The 16,602-nt window shown below is 62.6% G+C and carries 2 protein-coding genes; one reads left to right on the plus strand and one right to left on the minus strand.

Annotated elements, in window-relative coordinates:
* Positions 1-132: 132 nt before the first annotated feature.
* A complete protein-coding gene (locus tag ACEN93_RS17615; RefSeq protein ID WP_495610316.1) occupies positions 133-14,865 on the minus strand; it encodes a retention module-containing protein in 14,733 nt (4,910 codons plus the stop codon).
* A gap of 359 nt (positions 14,866-15,224) precedes the next feature.
* Here ACEN93_RS17615 and ACEN93_RS17620 point away from each other — a divergent pair, with 359 nt between their 5' ends.
* Entirely contained in the window at positions 15,225-16,577 is a 1,353-nt protein-coding gene (locus ACEN93_RS17620) for a TolC family outer membrane protein (protein WP_495610317.1), read from the plus strand.
* The last annotated feature ends 25 nt before the right edge of the window (positions 16,578-16,602 follow it).

Genomic DNA, 16,602 nt, shown 5'->3' on the forward strand with positions numbered 1-16,602 from the left:
AAATGGACCAGCGTCATGCTGTCAGCAGCATAGCCAACTGCGCGCGAGTATGCGGTGCGCCGACGAAATCGTCACCGGTTCAAGCGCTGCAAACGTGACGGCCGCCCCAGTGGGGCGGCCGTTGTTCACGCATCAGCTGTTGTTGTGGTCGACCTTGATGGTCGGATCGCTGCCGGCAATCAGATTGTGAATATTGGCCGTGGACCAGTTGTTGCCTTCCAGTTTGATCGTCACGTCCGGGGTGGCGGCTGCGGCATCGCCCGAGTTGAACTTGCCGCCCGAGCTGACTTGCAGCGACGACACGCCGTCGACCGTGGTGATCTTCAGGAAGTTGTCGATGGTGCTGCCGGTCTCGCCCTGCAACAGGTCACGCAGGTCGATGCGGTCGCCTTCGCTGGCCTTGAAGTCCTTGATCACGTCGTTGCCGGTGTCGCCTGCCTTCCAGACGAAGGTGTCGGCACCGGAACCACCGATCAGGATGTCGTTGCCCTGACCGCCGATCAGCGTGTCGTTGCCGGTGCCGCCGAGCAGGATGTCATTGCCCTTGCCACCGTCGAGCAGGTCGTTGCCGCCCGAGCCGAACAGAATGTCATTGCCCGCGCCGCCCAGCAGCGTGTCGTTGCCGTCGTGGGCACCGGACACATCGAACGCCTGATAGTGCTCGGTGATGTACTGGTGCACGTTGCTGGTGGTGACTTTGCTGACGTCGACCCCGGTTTCCTTGGCCACGAACGCCTGCATTGCCTGATAACCCTCGCCGGCAATGCCGTTGAAGCTCACCAGGTCGCCGAACAGGATGTCGTTGCCGTCGCCACCGCTGACGGTGTCGTTGCCCGGCATCGTCGCTTCGGTGTGGCCGATGATCGAGTTGGCCAGGTCCTTCGGATCGATGTTGGTCTGCGGCGTCTTGTCCGAATCGTACGGTTTCAAATCGCTGAGGCTGACGCCGTTATTGAGGCCGATCGCTTCGACGTTCGACAGACCGCTCAGCAGTGCGAAGCCGGCGGCGGAGTTGTCGGTGGTGTACGACGAGGTGCTGCTGCCGCTGCCGGCCAGGCTCGAGATCTCGTAGGTGCCGTCACCCTGAGCATGAATGGTGCCCAGACTGTTCCAGTTCCAGTAGCCATTCTTGTACGTCTGCAACACGACCTCGCCGGAGGTGTTGATGCTCAGGTAGTGGGTGCTGTCGATGTAAGTCGCAAAGCTGTTGCCCAGCTTGTAGTTGCTGGTTTTCACCACGTCGTCGAGCTTCACGTTGCCGTACAGCGTCGGGTTGGTCTGCTCGCCGCTCTGGTAGTAGGTCGGCTGGCCGTCGGTGATGAAGTACGTAAGGTTCTTCGCCCCGGTGTTGGCCACCGCTTCAGCGCTCTGGAAGAAGTTCGCGGTGGTCTTGAACACGTCTTCGTAGTTGGTACCGCCGCCGGACGACATCGAGTCCAGCACGGCCTTGAGCAAGGTCAGCGCGTTCGGGTCGTTGAGGTTCACCGACACCGACTTGTTGACCTGGGTGTCGAAGTCCACCAGGAAGATGTTCACCGTGCCCGAGTTGCTGCCCAGGCTCTGTTTGAGGGTGTTGAACACCGACGTCAGCGAGTCCTTGGCGGCGTTGATCGACGAGGCGCTCATACTGCCCGAGCTGTCGACCATGAACGCGATGTTGTAGTTGGTGCCCGGCACCACGGTCAGGCCGCCGATGTCGGCGACGATGATGTCGTTGCCGTCGGTGCCGGTGACGGTGTCGTCCGCCGAGGTGGCGACCACCGCGTTATATACCGCCGGCACCACGGTGACCGGGATGGTCGCAGTGGTGCTGGCCGAGCCGCCGACCTGTTCGGTTGAGGTCGAGGTCACGGTCAGGTTGAACTGGCCGTTGTAGTAGGTCGGCGGGGTCACGGTCAGGGTGCCGAGGTTCCAGCCGGTGACGTTGGCGTCGCCGCTGGTGGCGGTCACGGTGAAGCTGTGGCCTGCGCCATCGCTGAGCACCGAACCGACCGGTGCGCCGCTGATCTTGATGCTCAGGGTTTCCGAACCGTCGGTATCGGTCAGCGCGGTGCTGATCGACGACAGTTTCACGGTGGTGCCTTCGGCGCCGGTGTTGAGCTTGTAGCCGTCGTAATAGCCTTCGCCGTTGCTGCCGTGCAGATCGGAGACGGTTACGCCGGCATTCACCAGATCCTGCACGCCGGTATAGATCGGCACGCCGGCACTGCTCAGGTCGATCGGCGTGCTGCCGTTGACCGACAGGTTGACGTCGTAGCTGCCCGGGCCGCTCTGGTTGTGGTGGTAGATGTCCAGGGTGTAGTAGCCGCTGGTGGTCGGGGTGAACGAACCGTTGAGGTTGCCACCCGCGCCCCACGTGGTCGAGGCCACGTTCTTGCCGCCGATGGTCACCAGCAGGCTGTCGTCACCGGTGCCGCTGAAGGTGTAGGTCTTGCCGGCTTCCAGATAAATCAGGCCCGAGGTTTTCGACGCAGTGCCGGCGGTCACGCTGCCGTCGGACTGCACGTTGTTCACGGTGCCGCTGGTGTTCGGCTTGCCCGCGCCGTCGATCACGTTTTTCAGGGTGGTCGAGTTGGCGCCGCTGCCGTCAGTGCCCAGGCCCGAGAGACCGGTCCAGACTTCCTTGATCAGCCCGGTGGACTTCACGCTGTTGTCGGCCACCGACAGGGTCGGCGCATCCGCCACCGGCGTGATATCGATCTTGATGGTGCCAGTGTTGCCCAGCAACTGGCCGTCGGTTGGCTGGAATTTGATCTGCGCGTAGTCGGCCTGATTGTTACCAACGCCAGTGCCACCGTAACCGTTCACACCCGACTCGTTGGCATCCGGCAGGAAGCGCAACTTGCCAGCGTCGATATCGGCCTTGCTGAAAGTCTGGTTGGTGGCGACGTCTTTCCAGGTCGAACCGTCCAGATACTGCAGTTTGCCTTCGCCCGGCAGCTGGGTGATTTTCACGCCCAGGCTGCTGGCCGGGCTGTCGACGTCGCTGACGCCGAAGGTCGACCAGCCGAGAACCAGCGGGGTGTCTTCGGTGCCGGTGACGTTGACCGGTGCAGCGACCGGCGCATCGTTGACCGCCACTACGTTGACCGTGGTGGTCGCGGTGTTGGAGTAGTTGCCGCCATCGGTCACGGTCACGGTGATGATCCGCGGCACGGTGCTCGGGTCTTCACTGCTGTTGGTGAAGCTGATGTTCTTGATGGCCTGCATGTAGTCGGCGAGCGTCGCGTTGCCCGACAGGGTCAGGGTGACGGTGCCGTTGGTGCTGTTGGCGTTGATGGTGATGCCGTTGACGCTGTTGCCCAGGTTCAGCGCATCGCCGTCCTGACGGTTGGTCAGCACGACGGTGGCGCCGGTCAGCATCGTGCTGTCCGGGTCGGTGATCTTGATGTCGGTGTCGGCAATCGACACACCTGCGCCCGGGGTGTTCTCGGTGAAGGTCACCTTGTAGTCGGCACCCGTTGCACCGCTTGAGTTGTTGGCGTCGAGGTCGATGACCGGCGGTGCATCGTTGTCGATGATCGAGGTGCTGACGCTGCCATTGGTGCTGCTGACCGCCAGGTTTTCGAAGTTGCCACCGGTGGCCGAGTCGATCTTGACCACGAAGTTTTCGGTGCCTTCGGTGATCTTGTCATCGATGGTCGCGACGTTGAACTGCGCGCTGCTGGCACCGGCCGGAATCTTCACGGTGTACACGCCGGTGAAGTCCGAACCGTCGGCGGCGGTGCCGCTGTAGACGATTTTCAGGGTGACTTCGGTTTGCGCCGGGTTGGTCAGGCTGACGGTGTAGGTTGCGGTCTGGCCTTCGGTCACCGAGGTGCTGCCGGTGATGCTGACGGTGGTGGTGTCGATGGTGTCGGTGACGCTGGTCACTGCTGGTGTGGTGCTGGTGACCAGGTTTTCGAAATTGCCGCCGGTAGCGTTGGTGATCGTGGCCTGTACGTTGCCGGCGTCTTTGTAGACGTCATCGGCTGGCGCAGGAACGGTCACGGTGCCGGTGGTTTTGCCGGCTTCGATGGTGATCACCGAACCGTTGCTCAGGGTGACGGTCACTGGCGAGCCAGCGGCGTTGGTCAGGGTTGCGGTGTAGGTGATCGAGCCACCCTCGGCCACGGTGCTGGTCGCGCTGAGGGACAGGTTGGTGGTGTCGACGGTGTCGGTGACGGTGGTGCTGACCGGGGTCTTGTCTGCCACCAGATTCTCGTAGTTGCCGCCGCTTACGCCGGTGATCGCGTTGGTCAGTGGCGCATGACCATTCAACACGTCGTTCGGCGCGGTGGTGGTCACACTGCCGGTGGTTTTGCCGACTTCGATGGTGATCGACTGACCGTTGGCCAGGGTCACGGTCACTGGCGAGCCAGTCACTGGTGCGCCGACGGTCGCGGTGTAGACCACGTTGCCACCTTCGGCCGCCGTCGTGGTCGCGGTCAGCTTCACGGTGGTGGTGTCGATGGTGTCGGTAACGCTGGTTACGGCTGGCGTGGTGCTGGTGACCAGGTTCTCGAAGTTGCCGCCGGTGGCGGACTTGATCGTCGCCTGCACGTTGCCGGCGTCTTTGTAGACGTCATCGGCTGGCGCAGGAACGGTCACGGTGCCGGTGGTTTTGCCGGCTTCGATGGTGATCACCGAACCGTTGCTCAGGGTCACGGTCACTGGCGAGCCAGCGGCGTTGGTCAGAGTCGCGGTGTAAGTGATCGAGCCACCTTCGGCCACGGTGCCGGTCGCGCTGAGCGACAGGTTGGTGGTGTCGATGGTGTCGGTGACGGTGGTCGAGACCGGCGTCTTGTCGGCCACGAGGTTTTCGTAGTTGCCGCCAGAAACGTTGGTGATCGAGTTGGTCAGCGGTGTGTGGCCGGTCAACGCGTCGTTCGGCGCGGTGGTGGTCACGGTGCCGGTGGTTTTGCCGACTTCGATGGTGATCGACTGACCGTTGGCCAGATTCACGGTTACCGGCGAGCCAGTCACCGGCGCACCCACGGTGGCGGTGTAGGTGACGGTGCCACCCTCGGCCGCTGTTGCGGTTGCGGTCAGCTTCACGGTGGTGGTGTCGATGGTGTCGGTGACGCTGGTCACGGCAGGTGTGTTGCTGGTCACCAGGTTCTCGAAGTTGCCACCGGTGGCGTTGGTGATCGTGGCCTGTACGTTGCCGGCGTCTTTGTAGACGTCATCAGCTGGTGCAGGAACGGTCACAGTGCCGGTGGTTTTGCCGGCTTCGATGGTGATCACGGCGCCGTTGCTCAAGGTCACGGTCACCGGAGTGCCCGCAGCATTGGTCAGGGTTGCGGTGTAAGTGATCGAACCACCCTCGGCGACCGAGTTGGTGGCGCTCAGGGACAGGTTGGTAGTGTCGACGGTGTCGGTCACGGTGGTGCTGACCGGGGTCTTGTCGGCCACCAGATTCTCGTAGTTACCGCCGCTCACGCCGGTGATCGCGTTGGTCAGTGGTGCATGACCATTCAACACGTCGTTAGGCGCGGTGGTGGTCACGGTGCCGCTGGTCTTGCCGACTTCGATGGTGATCGATTGACCATTCGACAGGGTTACCGTCACTGGCGAGCCAGTCACCGGAGCGCCAACAGTGGCGGTGTAGACAACGTTGCCACCCTCGGCCGCCGTCGCAGTTGCGGTCAGCTTCACGGTAGTGGTGTCGATGGTATCGGTGACGCTGGTCACGGCTGGCGTGGTGCTGGTGACCAGGTTCTCGAAGTTGCCACCGCTGGCGTTGGTGATCGTTGCCTGTACGTTGCCGGCGTCCTTGTAGACGTCATCGGCTGGCGCTGGAACGGTCACGGTGCCGGTGGTTTTACCCGCTTCGATGGTGATCACGGCGCCGTTCGACAAGGTCACGGTCACTGGCGAGCCAGCAGCGTTGGTCAGTGTCGCGGTGTAGGTGATCGAACCACCTTCGGCCACGGTGCCAGTCGCGCTGAGCGACAGGTTGGTGGTGTCGACGGTGTCGGTGACGGTAGTCGAAACCGGGGTTTTATCAGCCACCAGATTTTCGTAGTTACCGCCGCTCACGCCGGTGATTGCGTTGGTCAGTGGCGCATGACCGGTCAGCACGTCGTTCGGCGCGGTGGTGGTGACGGTGCCGGTGGTTTTGCCGACTTCGATGGTAATGCTCTGGCCGTTCGACAGGTTCACGGTCACTGGCGAGCCAGTCACAGGAGCGCCCACGGTGGCGGTGTAAGTGACAGTGCCGCCTTCAGCCGCCGACTCGGTGGCGGTGAGTTTCACCGTGGTGGTGTCGATGGTATCGGTGACCTGGGTCACGGCCGGAACAGTGCTCGGAACAAGGTTCTCGAAGTTGCCACCGGTGGTGGTCGAAATGGTCGTCTCGACTTTGCCGGCGTCCTTGTAGACGTCGTCCTTCGGTGCATCGACGGTCACGGTGCCGGAGGTTTTACCGGCCTCGATGGTGATCACTGCGCCGTTGCTCAAGGTCACGGTCACCGGAGTCCCGGCGGCGTTGGTCAGGGTCGCGGTGTAGGTGATCTGACCACCTTCGTTGACTTCCGGCGTGGCGCTCAGGGTCAGGTTGGTGGTGTCGATGGTGTCGGTCACGGTGGTGCTGACCGGGGTTTTGTCGGCCACGAGGTTTTCGTAGTTGCCGCCAGACACGCCAGTAATCGAGTTGGTCAGCGGGGTGTGACCGTTCAGCGCGTCGTTCGGCGCGGTGGTGGTGACGGTACCGGTGGTCTTGCCGACTTCGATGGTGATCGACTGACCGTTGGCCAGGGTCACGGTCACAGGCGAACCGGTTACCGGGGCGCCAACGGTGGCGGTGTAAGTAACGGTGCCGCCCTCAGCCGCCGACTCGGTCGCAGTCAGTTTGACCGTGGTGGTGTCGATGGTGTCGGTGACCTGGGTCACGGCCGGAACAGTGCTCGGAACAAGGTTCTCGAAGTTGCCACCGGTGGCGGTCGAAATGGTTGCTTCGACTTTGCCGGCGTCTTTGTAGACGTCGTCTTTCGGTGCATCGACGGTCACGGTGCCCGTGGTTTTGCCGGCCTCGATGGTGATCACGGCGCCGTTCGACAAGGTCACGGTCACGGGGGTGCCCGCAGCGTTAGTCAGGGTGGCGGTGTAAGTGATCGAACCGCCTTCGGCCACCGAGTTGGTGGCGCTGAGGGTCAGATTGGTGGTGTCGACGGTGTCAGTGACGGTGGTCGAAACCGGGGTCTTGTCGGCTACAAGGTTTTCGTAGTTGCCGCCAGACACGCCAGTGATCGCGTTGGTCAGCGGCGCATGGCCGTTGAGCGCATCGTTCGGCGCGGTGGTGGTGACAGTGCCAGAGGTTTTGCCGACTTCGATGGTGATCGACTGACCATTGGCCAGGGTTACGGTCACAGGCGAACCGGTCACTGGCGCGCCAACAGTCGCGGTGTAAGTAACGGTGCCACCTTCAGTGGCCGTTTCGGAAGCGGTCAGCTTCACGGTCGTCGTGTCGATGGTGTCGGTGACTTCCGTTACGGCTGGAACGGTGCTCGGAACCAGGTTCTCGAAGTTGCCACCGGTTGCGTCCTTGATGGTCACTTCGACCTTGCCGGCGTCTTTGTAGACGTCATCGGTTGGCGCGGCGACGGTCACGGTGCCGGTGGTTTTGCCGGCCTCGATGGTGATGACAGCGCCGTTCGACAGGGTCACGGTCAGCGGGGTGCCGGCCGGGTTGGTCAGGGTCGCGGTGTAAACGATCGAGCCACCTTCGGCCACGCTGTCGGTCGCGCTCAGCGACAGATTAGTGGTGTCGACGGTGTCGGTCACGGTAGTGCTGACCGGGGTTTTGTCAGCGACCAGATTTTCGTAATTGCCGCCGCTCACGCCAGTGATCGCATTGGTCAGCGGCGTGTGGCCGTTGAGCGCATCGTTTGGCGCAGTGGTGGTCACGGTGCCGGTGGTCTTGCCCACCTCGATGGTGATCGACTGACCGTTGGACAGCGTCACGGTGACTGGCGAACCGGTCACAGGTGCGCCCACGGTCGCGGTGTAAGTGACGGTGCCACCTTCAGCTGCCGATTCAGTCGCGGTCAGTTTCACCGTAGTGGTATCGATGGTGTCGGTGACTTCGGTCACGGCCGGAACGGTGCTCGGCACCAGGTTCTCGAAGTTGCCGCCGGTGGCGGTCGAAATGGTTGCCTCAACTTTGCCGGCGTCTTTGTAGACGTCGTCCTTCGGCGCATCGACGGTCACGGTGCCGGAGGTTTTGCCGGCCTCGATGGTGATGACAGCGCCGTTCGACAGGGTCACGGTCACCGGAGTGCCGGCCGGGTTGGTCAGGGTCGCGGTGTAAACGATCGAACCACCCTCGGCCACCGAGCCCGTTGCGCTCAGGGTCAGGTTGGTGGTGTCGACGGTATCCGTGACGGTGGTCGAAACCGGGGTCTTGTCGGCCACGAGGTTTTCGTAGTTACCGCCAGTCACCCCAGTGATCGCGTTGGTCAGCGGCGCATGGCCGTTGAGCGCATCGTTCGGCGCTGTGGTGGTGGTGGTGCCGGTGGTTTTGCCCACTTCGATGGTGATCGACTGACCATTGGCCAGGGTCACGGTCACAGGCGAGCCGGTTACCGGGGCACCAACGGTGGCGGTATAGGTAACGGTGCCGCCTTCAGCTGCCGATTCGGTCGCGGTCAGTTTGACCGTGGTGGTGTCGATGGTATCGGTGACGTTGGTCACGGCCGGAACGGTGCTCGGCACCAGGTTCTCGAAACCACCGCCAGTAGCGGTTGAAATGGTCGCCTCGACTTTGCCGGCGTCTTTGTAGACGTCGTCCTTCGGCGCATCGACGGTCACGGTGCCGGTGGTTTTACCGGCCTCGATGGTAATGACAGCGCCGTTCGACAGGGTCACGGTCACCGGCGTACCTGCCGGGTTGGTCAGGGTCGCGGTGTAAGTGATTGAACCGCCCTCGGCCACCGAATCGGTGGCCGTCAGGTTCAGGTTGGTCGTGTCGACAGTGTCCGAAACCGAGGTATTTGCCGGTTTGCTGTCGACCGCCAGGTTTTCGTAATTGCCACCGGTGGCCTTGTCGATGGTCACGCTCAGCGAGCTGCCGCCCGCCAGCGGGCTGTTCGGCGCGACGAAGTTCACGGTGCCGGTGGTCTCGCCGACGGCGATGGTGATGGTCTGGCCGTTGGACAGGGTCACGACGACCGGCGAGCCGGTCACTGGCGCCGTCACGGTCGCGGTGTAGACCACGGTTTCGCCTTCGGCGACGTTGGCGGTGGCGGTCAGCGACACGGTGGACGTGTCGATGGTGTCATTGACGGTGGTGACCGCCGGGGCGGTGCTGGTGACCAGGTTTTCGAAGTTGCCACCGGTGGTGGTCGAAATGGTCGTCTCGACTTTGCCGGCATCCTTGTAGACGTCGTCCTTCGGTGCATCGACGGTCACAGTGCCGGAGGTTTTGCCGGCCTCGATGGTGATCACGGCGCCGTTGCTCAACGTCACGGTCACCGGAGTGCCGGCGGCGTTGGTCAGGGTCGCGGTGTAGGTGATCTGACCACCTTCGTTGACTTCCGGCGTGGCGCTCAGGGTCAGGTTGGTGGTGTCGATGGTGTCGGTCACGGTGGTGCTGACCGGGGTTTTGTCGGCCACGAGGTTTTCGTAGTTGCCGCCAGACACGCCAGTAATCGAGTTGGTCAGCGGGGTGTGACCGTTCAGCGCGTCGTTCGGCGCGGTGGTGGTCACGGTACCCGTGGTTTTACCCACTTCAATGGTGATCGACTGTCCGTTGGACAGGGTCACGGTCACAGGCGAACCGGTTACCGGGGCGCCAACGGTGGCGGTGTAAGTGACGGTGCCGCCTTCAGCAGCCGACTCGGTCGCGGTCAGTTTGACGGTCGAGGTGTCGATGGTGTCGGTGACTTCGGTCACGGCCGGAACGGTGCTTGGCACCAGGTTCTCGAAGTTGCCGCCAGTTGCGTCCTTGATGGTCACTTCGACCTTGCCGGCGTCTTTGTAAACGTCATCGGCCGGCGCAGGAACGGTCACGGTGCCGGTGGTTTTACCGGCTTCGATGGTGATCACCGAGCCGTTGCTCAGGGTCACGGTCACTGGCGTGCCAGCCGGATTGGTCAGCGTGGCGGTGTAAACGATCGAACCACCTTCAGCCACGGAACCAGTAGCGCTCAAGGTCAGGTTGGTGGTGTCGACGGTGTCGGTGACTGACGTCACGGCCGGCGTCTTGTCGGCGACCAGATTTTCGTAATTGCCGCCGCTGGTGCCGTCGATTTTCACGCTCAGCGTGTTGCCGCCGGCCAGTGCATCGTTCGGCGCGGTGTAGTTGACGCTGGCGCTGCTGGCGCCGACCGGGATGGTGATGGTCTGGCCGTTGGACAGGGTCACGACCACCGGCGAACCGGTCACCGGTGCGGTGACGGAGGCGGTGTAAACCACCACGCCGCCTTCAACGGTGCTGGCCGTGGCGCTCAGGGAAACGGTGCTGGTATCGATGGTGTCGGTGACGTCGGTCACCGCCGGGGTCTTGTCGACCACCAGGTTTTCAAAGTTGCCGCCGGTGGTCTTGGTGATGCTGGCGTCGACTTTGCCGGCGTCCTTGTACACGTCGTCGCTCGGTGCGGCGACGGTGATGGTGCCGGTGCTCGCGCCTTTGGCGATGTTGATCACCGCGCCGTTGCTCAGGGTCACGGTCATGGCCGTGCCGGCCGGGTTGGTCAGGGTCGCGGTGTAGACGATCGAACCGCCCTCGGCGACCGAACCGGTGGCGCTCAGGCTGATGTTGGTGGTGTCGACGGTGTCGGTGACCTTGGTCACCACAGCCGAACGGTTGGCATCGACCTGTTCGAAGTTGCCGCCGCTGTGGCTGGCAATCGCGGTCTGTACCTTGCCGCCATCGATGTAAGGCGTGTTGGCCGGCGCAGGGAAGTTCACCGAACCGCTGGTGGCACCGGCGGCGATGTTGATGACCGCGCCGTTGGCCAGGGTCACGGTCATGGCGGTGCCGGCCGGGTTGCTCAGGGTCGCGGTGTAGGTGATCTGGCCACCTTCGCTGACGGTGTCACTGGCGCTCAGGGTCAGCGTGGTCTTGTCGATGGTGTCGTTGACCGTGGTGCTGACTGGCGTCTTGCTGACGTCGAGCTTCTCGAAGTTGCCGCCGCTGGCATCGGTCATGGTCACGGTGAGCTTGCTGACATCCTTGTAGACGTCATCGCTCGGCGCCGGGATGGTCACCGAACCGCTGGTCTTGCCGGCCTCGATAACGATGGTCTGGCCGTTGCTCAGGTTGACGGTTACCGGCGTCTGCGCGGCGTTGGTCAGCGTTGCGGTGTAAGTGATCGACGTGCCTTCGAGCACATAGCTTTCGGCACTGAGGGTCAGGTGCGTGGTGTTGATGGTGTCGGCGACGTTGGTCACCGCTGGCGTCGGGTTGGCCACCAGGTTTTCGAAATTGCCGCCGGAAGTATCCTTGATGGTCACTTCGACTTTGCCGGCGTCTTTATAGACGTCATCGGCCGGGGCTGGAACGGTCACGGTGCCGGTGGTTTTGCCGGCTTCGATGGTGATGACGGAGCCGTTGCTCAACGTCACGGTCACCGGGGTGCCGGCCGGATTGGTCAGGGTCGCGGTGTAGACGATCTGCCCGCCCTCGTTGACGTTGCCGGTGGCGGTCAGCGATACGGTGGTGGTGTCGACGGTATCGGTGATGGTGGTGCTGACCGGGGTTTTGTCGGCCACGAGGTTTTCGTAGTTGCCGCCGCTGACGTTGGTGATCGAGTTGGTCAGCGGTGCATGGCCGGCCAGTACGTCGTTCGGCGCCGTGGCAGTCACGGTGCCGGTGGTTTTGCCGACTTCGATGGTGATCGCCTGACCGTTGGCCAGGGTCACAACCACAGGCGAGCCGGTTACCGGGGCGCCCACCGTCGCGGTGTAAGTAACGGTACCGCCTTCCGCCGCCGACTCGGTCGCGGTCAGTTTGACGGTCGAGGTGTCGATGGTATCGGTGACCTGGGTCACGGCCGGCACAGTGCTTGGCACCAGGTTTTCGAAGTTGCCACCGGTTGCGCCGGTGATGGTCGCTTCGACTTTGCCGGCATCCTTGTAGACGTCATCGGCAGGCGCTGGAACGGTCACGGTGCCGGTGGTCTTGCCGGCTTCGATGGTGATGACCGCGCCGTTGCTCAAGGTCACGGTCACCGGCGTGCCGGCCGGATTGGTCAGGCTCGCGGTGTAGATGATCGAGCCGCCCTCGGCCACGGAATCGGTGGCGCTCAGGGTCAGGTTGGTGGTGTCGACGGTGTCGGTCACGGTGGTGCTGACCGGGGTTTTGTCGGCGACCAGATTCTCGTAGTTGCCGCCGCTCACGCCGGTGATCGCGTTGGTCAGCGGTGCGTTGCCGGCCAATGCGTCGTTCGGTGCGGTGGTGGTGACGGTGCCGGTGGTCTTGCCCACTTCAATCGTGATGCTCTGGCCGTTGGCCAGGGTCACGGTGACCGGCGAGCCAGTTACGGGCGCTCCAACTGTCGCGGTGTAAGTAACGGTGCCGCCCTCGGCCGCTGACTCTGTCGCGGTCAGTTTGACCGTGGTGGTGTCGATGGTGTCGGTGACTTCAGTGACAGCCGGAACGGTGCTTGGCACCAGGTTCTCGAAGTTGCCGCCGGTGGCGTCCTTGATGGTCACTTCGACTTTGCCGGCGTCTTTATAGACGTCATCGGCAGGCGCCGGAACGGTCACGGTGCCAGTGGTTTTACCCGCTTCGATGGTGATGACGGAGCCGTTGCTCAACGTCACGGTCACCGGGGTGCCCGCAGGATTGGTCAGCGTCGCGGTGTAAACAATCGAACCGCCCTCGGCGACAGTGCCGGTGGCGCTCAGGGTCAGGTTGGTGGTGTCGGCAACGTCGGTAACCGTGGTCGAGACCGGGGTCTTGTCGGCCACCAGATTTTCGTAATTGCCGCCGGAAACGCCGGTGATCGAGTTGGTCAGCGGTGCATTGCCAGCCAATGCGTCGTTCGGCGCGGTGGTGGTCACGGTGCCGGTGGTTTTACCGACTTCGATGGTGATGGTCTGGCCGTTGGCCAAAGTGACAGTCACCGGCGAACCGGTGACTGGTGCGCCAACCGTAGCGGTATAAGTAACGGTGCCGCCTTCTGCAACCGAAGTATCAGCCGTCAGTTTGACCGTCGACGTGTCGATGGTGTCAGTCACTTCGGTGACAGCGGGAACAGTGCTTGGCACCAGATTCTCGAAGTTGCCGCCGGTGGCGTCCTTGATGGTGACTTCGACCTTGCCCGCGTCTTTGTAGACGTCATCGGCAGGCGCCGGAACGGTCACGGTGCCGATGGTTTTACCGGCGTCAATGGTGATGACGGCGCCGTTGCTCAACGTCACGGTCACCGGCGTACCCGCAGGATTGCTCAGCGTCGCGGTGTAGACGATCGAACCGCCTTCCGCCACGGAACCGGTGGCGCTCAGCGACAGGTTGGTGGTGTCGATGGAGTCGGTGACGGTAGTAGTCGCTGGCGTCGTGTTCGGCACCAGATTCTCGAAATTGCCGCCGGTAGCGCCGGTAATCGTGGTGCTGACGGTGCCGCCGTTGTTGTAGACGTCATTCGGTGCGGTCGGCACGTTGACGCTGCCGGTGGTCTGGCCGGCGCCGATAGTGATGGTCGAACCGTTCGACAGGGTGACGGTCACCGGCGTCTGCGCCGGGTTGGTCAGGGTTGCGGTGTAGGTGATCTGGCCACCTTCGACCACGGTGCCGGTGGCGGTCAGAGTCAGATTGGTGGTGTCGACCGAATCGACGATGTTGGTGACCGCCGGTGTCGGGTTCGGCACCAGGTTTTCGAAGTTGCCGCCCGTGGCACCGGTGATGGTGGTGGTAACGGTGCTGCCGTTGTTATAGACGTCATTCGGTGCGGTCGGCACGTTGACGGTGCCGGTGGTCTGGCCGGCGCCGATAGTGATGGTCGAGCCGTTGGACAACGTGACGGTCACCGGCGTCTGCGCCGGGTTGGTCAGCGTGGCGGTGTAGGTGATCTGACCGCCTTCGGTCACGCTTGGGCCCGCCGTCAGAGTGACGGTGGTGGTGTCGATGGTGTCGGTGACCTGGGTCGTGGCCGGGGTGGTCGGCGGGGTCACGGTGATGCCGTTGCCGCCGGTGGTGCCGGTGACGGTCACGTCGATCTGGGTCGGGTCGTTATAAACAGTGTCGTTCGGCGCCAGGGGCACGTTGACGGTGCCGGTGGTGGAACCGGCCGGAATCACGATCACCGCACCGTTGGACAGGGTGATGGTCAGGTCGGTCAGCGGCGCCTGGGTCAGCGTTGCGGTGTACACCAGCACGCCGCCGGCTTCGGTGATGCTCGGCGTGGCGCTGAGGCTCAGGGTCGATTCGCGCAGGGCATTGGCGTTGGTGTCGGTGGTCTGGCCGCCGGTGATGTTCTGCGCGGCCTGGCCGGCAGCGTTGATGCCCGCAGTGGGGAAACCGATGGTCGGGTCGACACGGCCGGCGGTCGCATCGAGCATCACGAAGCTGTGACCGCCGCCGGCGGCACCGCCAGTCCCCGCGGCGGTCGGGCCGGCTGCGGTGGATTCAAGGGCGGTAGTCGGGTCGACACCGGCGGCGATGGCTTGTTGCAGCTCTTCTACCGACGGCGCGGCTTGCGCGGTGGCTTCGGCCAGGTCGGTGCTGGAGTCCGGGGTATCGGCGCTCCACTGAGTGTCACGGCCCAGATCGATCGTGCGGCCATCGGCCAGTTCCAGGGACACGGCGCCGGAAACGCCGGTGTCGACCTGATCGCCGGCAAACAGCCGGTCGCCTTCAACGAGTACGCGACGGACGCCCTCTGGGGACACCACGAAAACCTGACCGACAATGCTTTTGACGATGGCAACAACACTGCTCATTGAAGACTCTCCGGGTGTCACGTTCAGTTGACTTCCATAGACCTGATGGCTGTCTGCGCCGATTCAGTCTGGACGTACTTTTAAAAAAAGAGGAAACAAAGTTGACGCTGCTGTTCGTCAATATTTTGGCTAGATTCTTTCGCTATTAACTTTATGCCAAACTATTGACCTTCTGGGTGCCATCCTAAACAATCGTCCCAGTAATGTCACATTGATATTTATGCGGCGACCTGCCCTTCAGCGTGTGATCCAGTTCCGGTTTTAAACTTTCCGACATACGGTCATTCCGGTTGCCATCTTCCGACGCAGCTCACCAATTTGCTGTGATTCAAGACAAGAAGTTCTGGGAAATCTTTACCATGCGTTCGCACCTGTTCAAGGCTCTACCCTTCGCTCTCGCCGCCTCTTTCGTACAAGCACAATCCTTACCAGAAGCCATGCAGCAGGCGCTGGATGCCCATCCGGAAATCCAGGCAGGGGTCAACAGTCGGCTGGCCGCGGATTATCAATTAAAGGCTGCAAAAGGTGGATACCTGCCCAAGGTCGATCTGCTGGGCGGTTATGGTCGTGAAGGCACCGACAGCGTGACCACCCGTGCCAATGGTGGCGGCAATCACTGGGAAACCCTGAACCGCAGCGAGTCAAGTTTACGTCTGTCGCAAATGGTTTTTGACGGTTTTGCGACGTCCAGCGAAGTCGGGCGTCAACAAGCCACCGTCAACTCCCGCGCGTATTCCCTGCTCGGCACTTCCGAGCGCACCGCGCTGACCGTGGCCCAGGTTTATCTGGATGTGCTGACCCGTCGCGAATTCGTGCGTCTGGCCGAAGAAAACCTCAAAAGTCACCAACGCATCTACGACCAGATCCAGCTGCGCACCCAGCGCGGCGTCGGCAGCGGGGCCGACCTCGATCAGGCCGAAGCGCGTATGGCCCAGGCCCGCAACAACCTGATCACCGAGCAGACCAACCTCGCCGACTCGGAAACCAACTTCCTCAGCGCTGTCGGCCAGATGCCCGATCAGTTGGAGCGTCCGGCGCCGTTCATGGCGATGATGCCGGCCAACCTGAATGAAGCGCGCCAGCAGATGCTGGAAAACAGCCCGATCCTGCGTTCGGCCGAGTCCGATATCGCCGCGGCTGAAAAGCAATACGAGACTGCCAAGTCGACCTTCTACCCGCGCTTCGACGCCGAGCTGGGCCGCACTGCCGACAACGACCTCGACGGCCAGAACGGTCACAACAACGAATGGCAGGCCATGTTGCGCATGCGCTTCAACCTGTATTCGGGCGGCAGCAACAAGGCGGATCTGGAATCCAAGTCCTACCTGTCGAACCAGGCGCTGGATATCCGCAACAACGCCTTGCGCCAATTGAATGAAGAGCTGGGCCTGGCCTGGAACGCCCTGAACAACGCCAACGCCCAGGTGCCGATCGCTCAGCAGTACGTTGATCACAGCACCTCGGTGCGCACTGCTTACCAGCGCCAGTTCAGCCTCGGCGAACGGACCCTGCTGGATTTGCTCGACAGCGAAAACGAGCTGTTCACCGCTTCGCGGCGTCTGGCTGAAATCAAAAACATTCAGTTATTTACTCAGTATCGAATCAAGGCGACCATGGGCGAATTGCTCAAGAGCCAGGGAGTGGTCGCACCCTTGGCATCCGTTGTGCAGAACGACGTGAAGCCCAAGGTTCAGCTGCCTGGGATGAATTGAGTTGTCCCTTTTCAACTGCTAAAGA

This window comes from Pseudomonas sp. Pseusp21, assembly GCF_059492145.1.

Bases quoted from the DNA above. Each gene is read 5' to 3' on its own strand.
- ACEN93_RS17615 (WP_495610316.1), bottom strand. From the start codon at position 14,865: ATGAGCAGTGTTGTTGCCATCGTCAAAAGCATTGTCGGTCAGGTTTTC.
- ACEN93_RS17620 (WP_495610317.1), top strand. From the start codon at position 15,225: ATGCGTTCGCACCTGTTCAAGGCTCTACCCTTCGCTCTCGCCGCCTCT.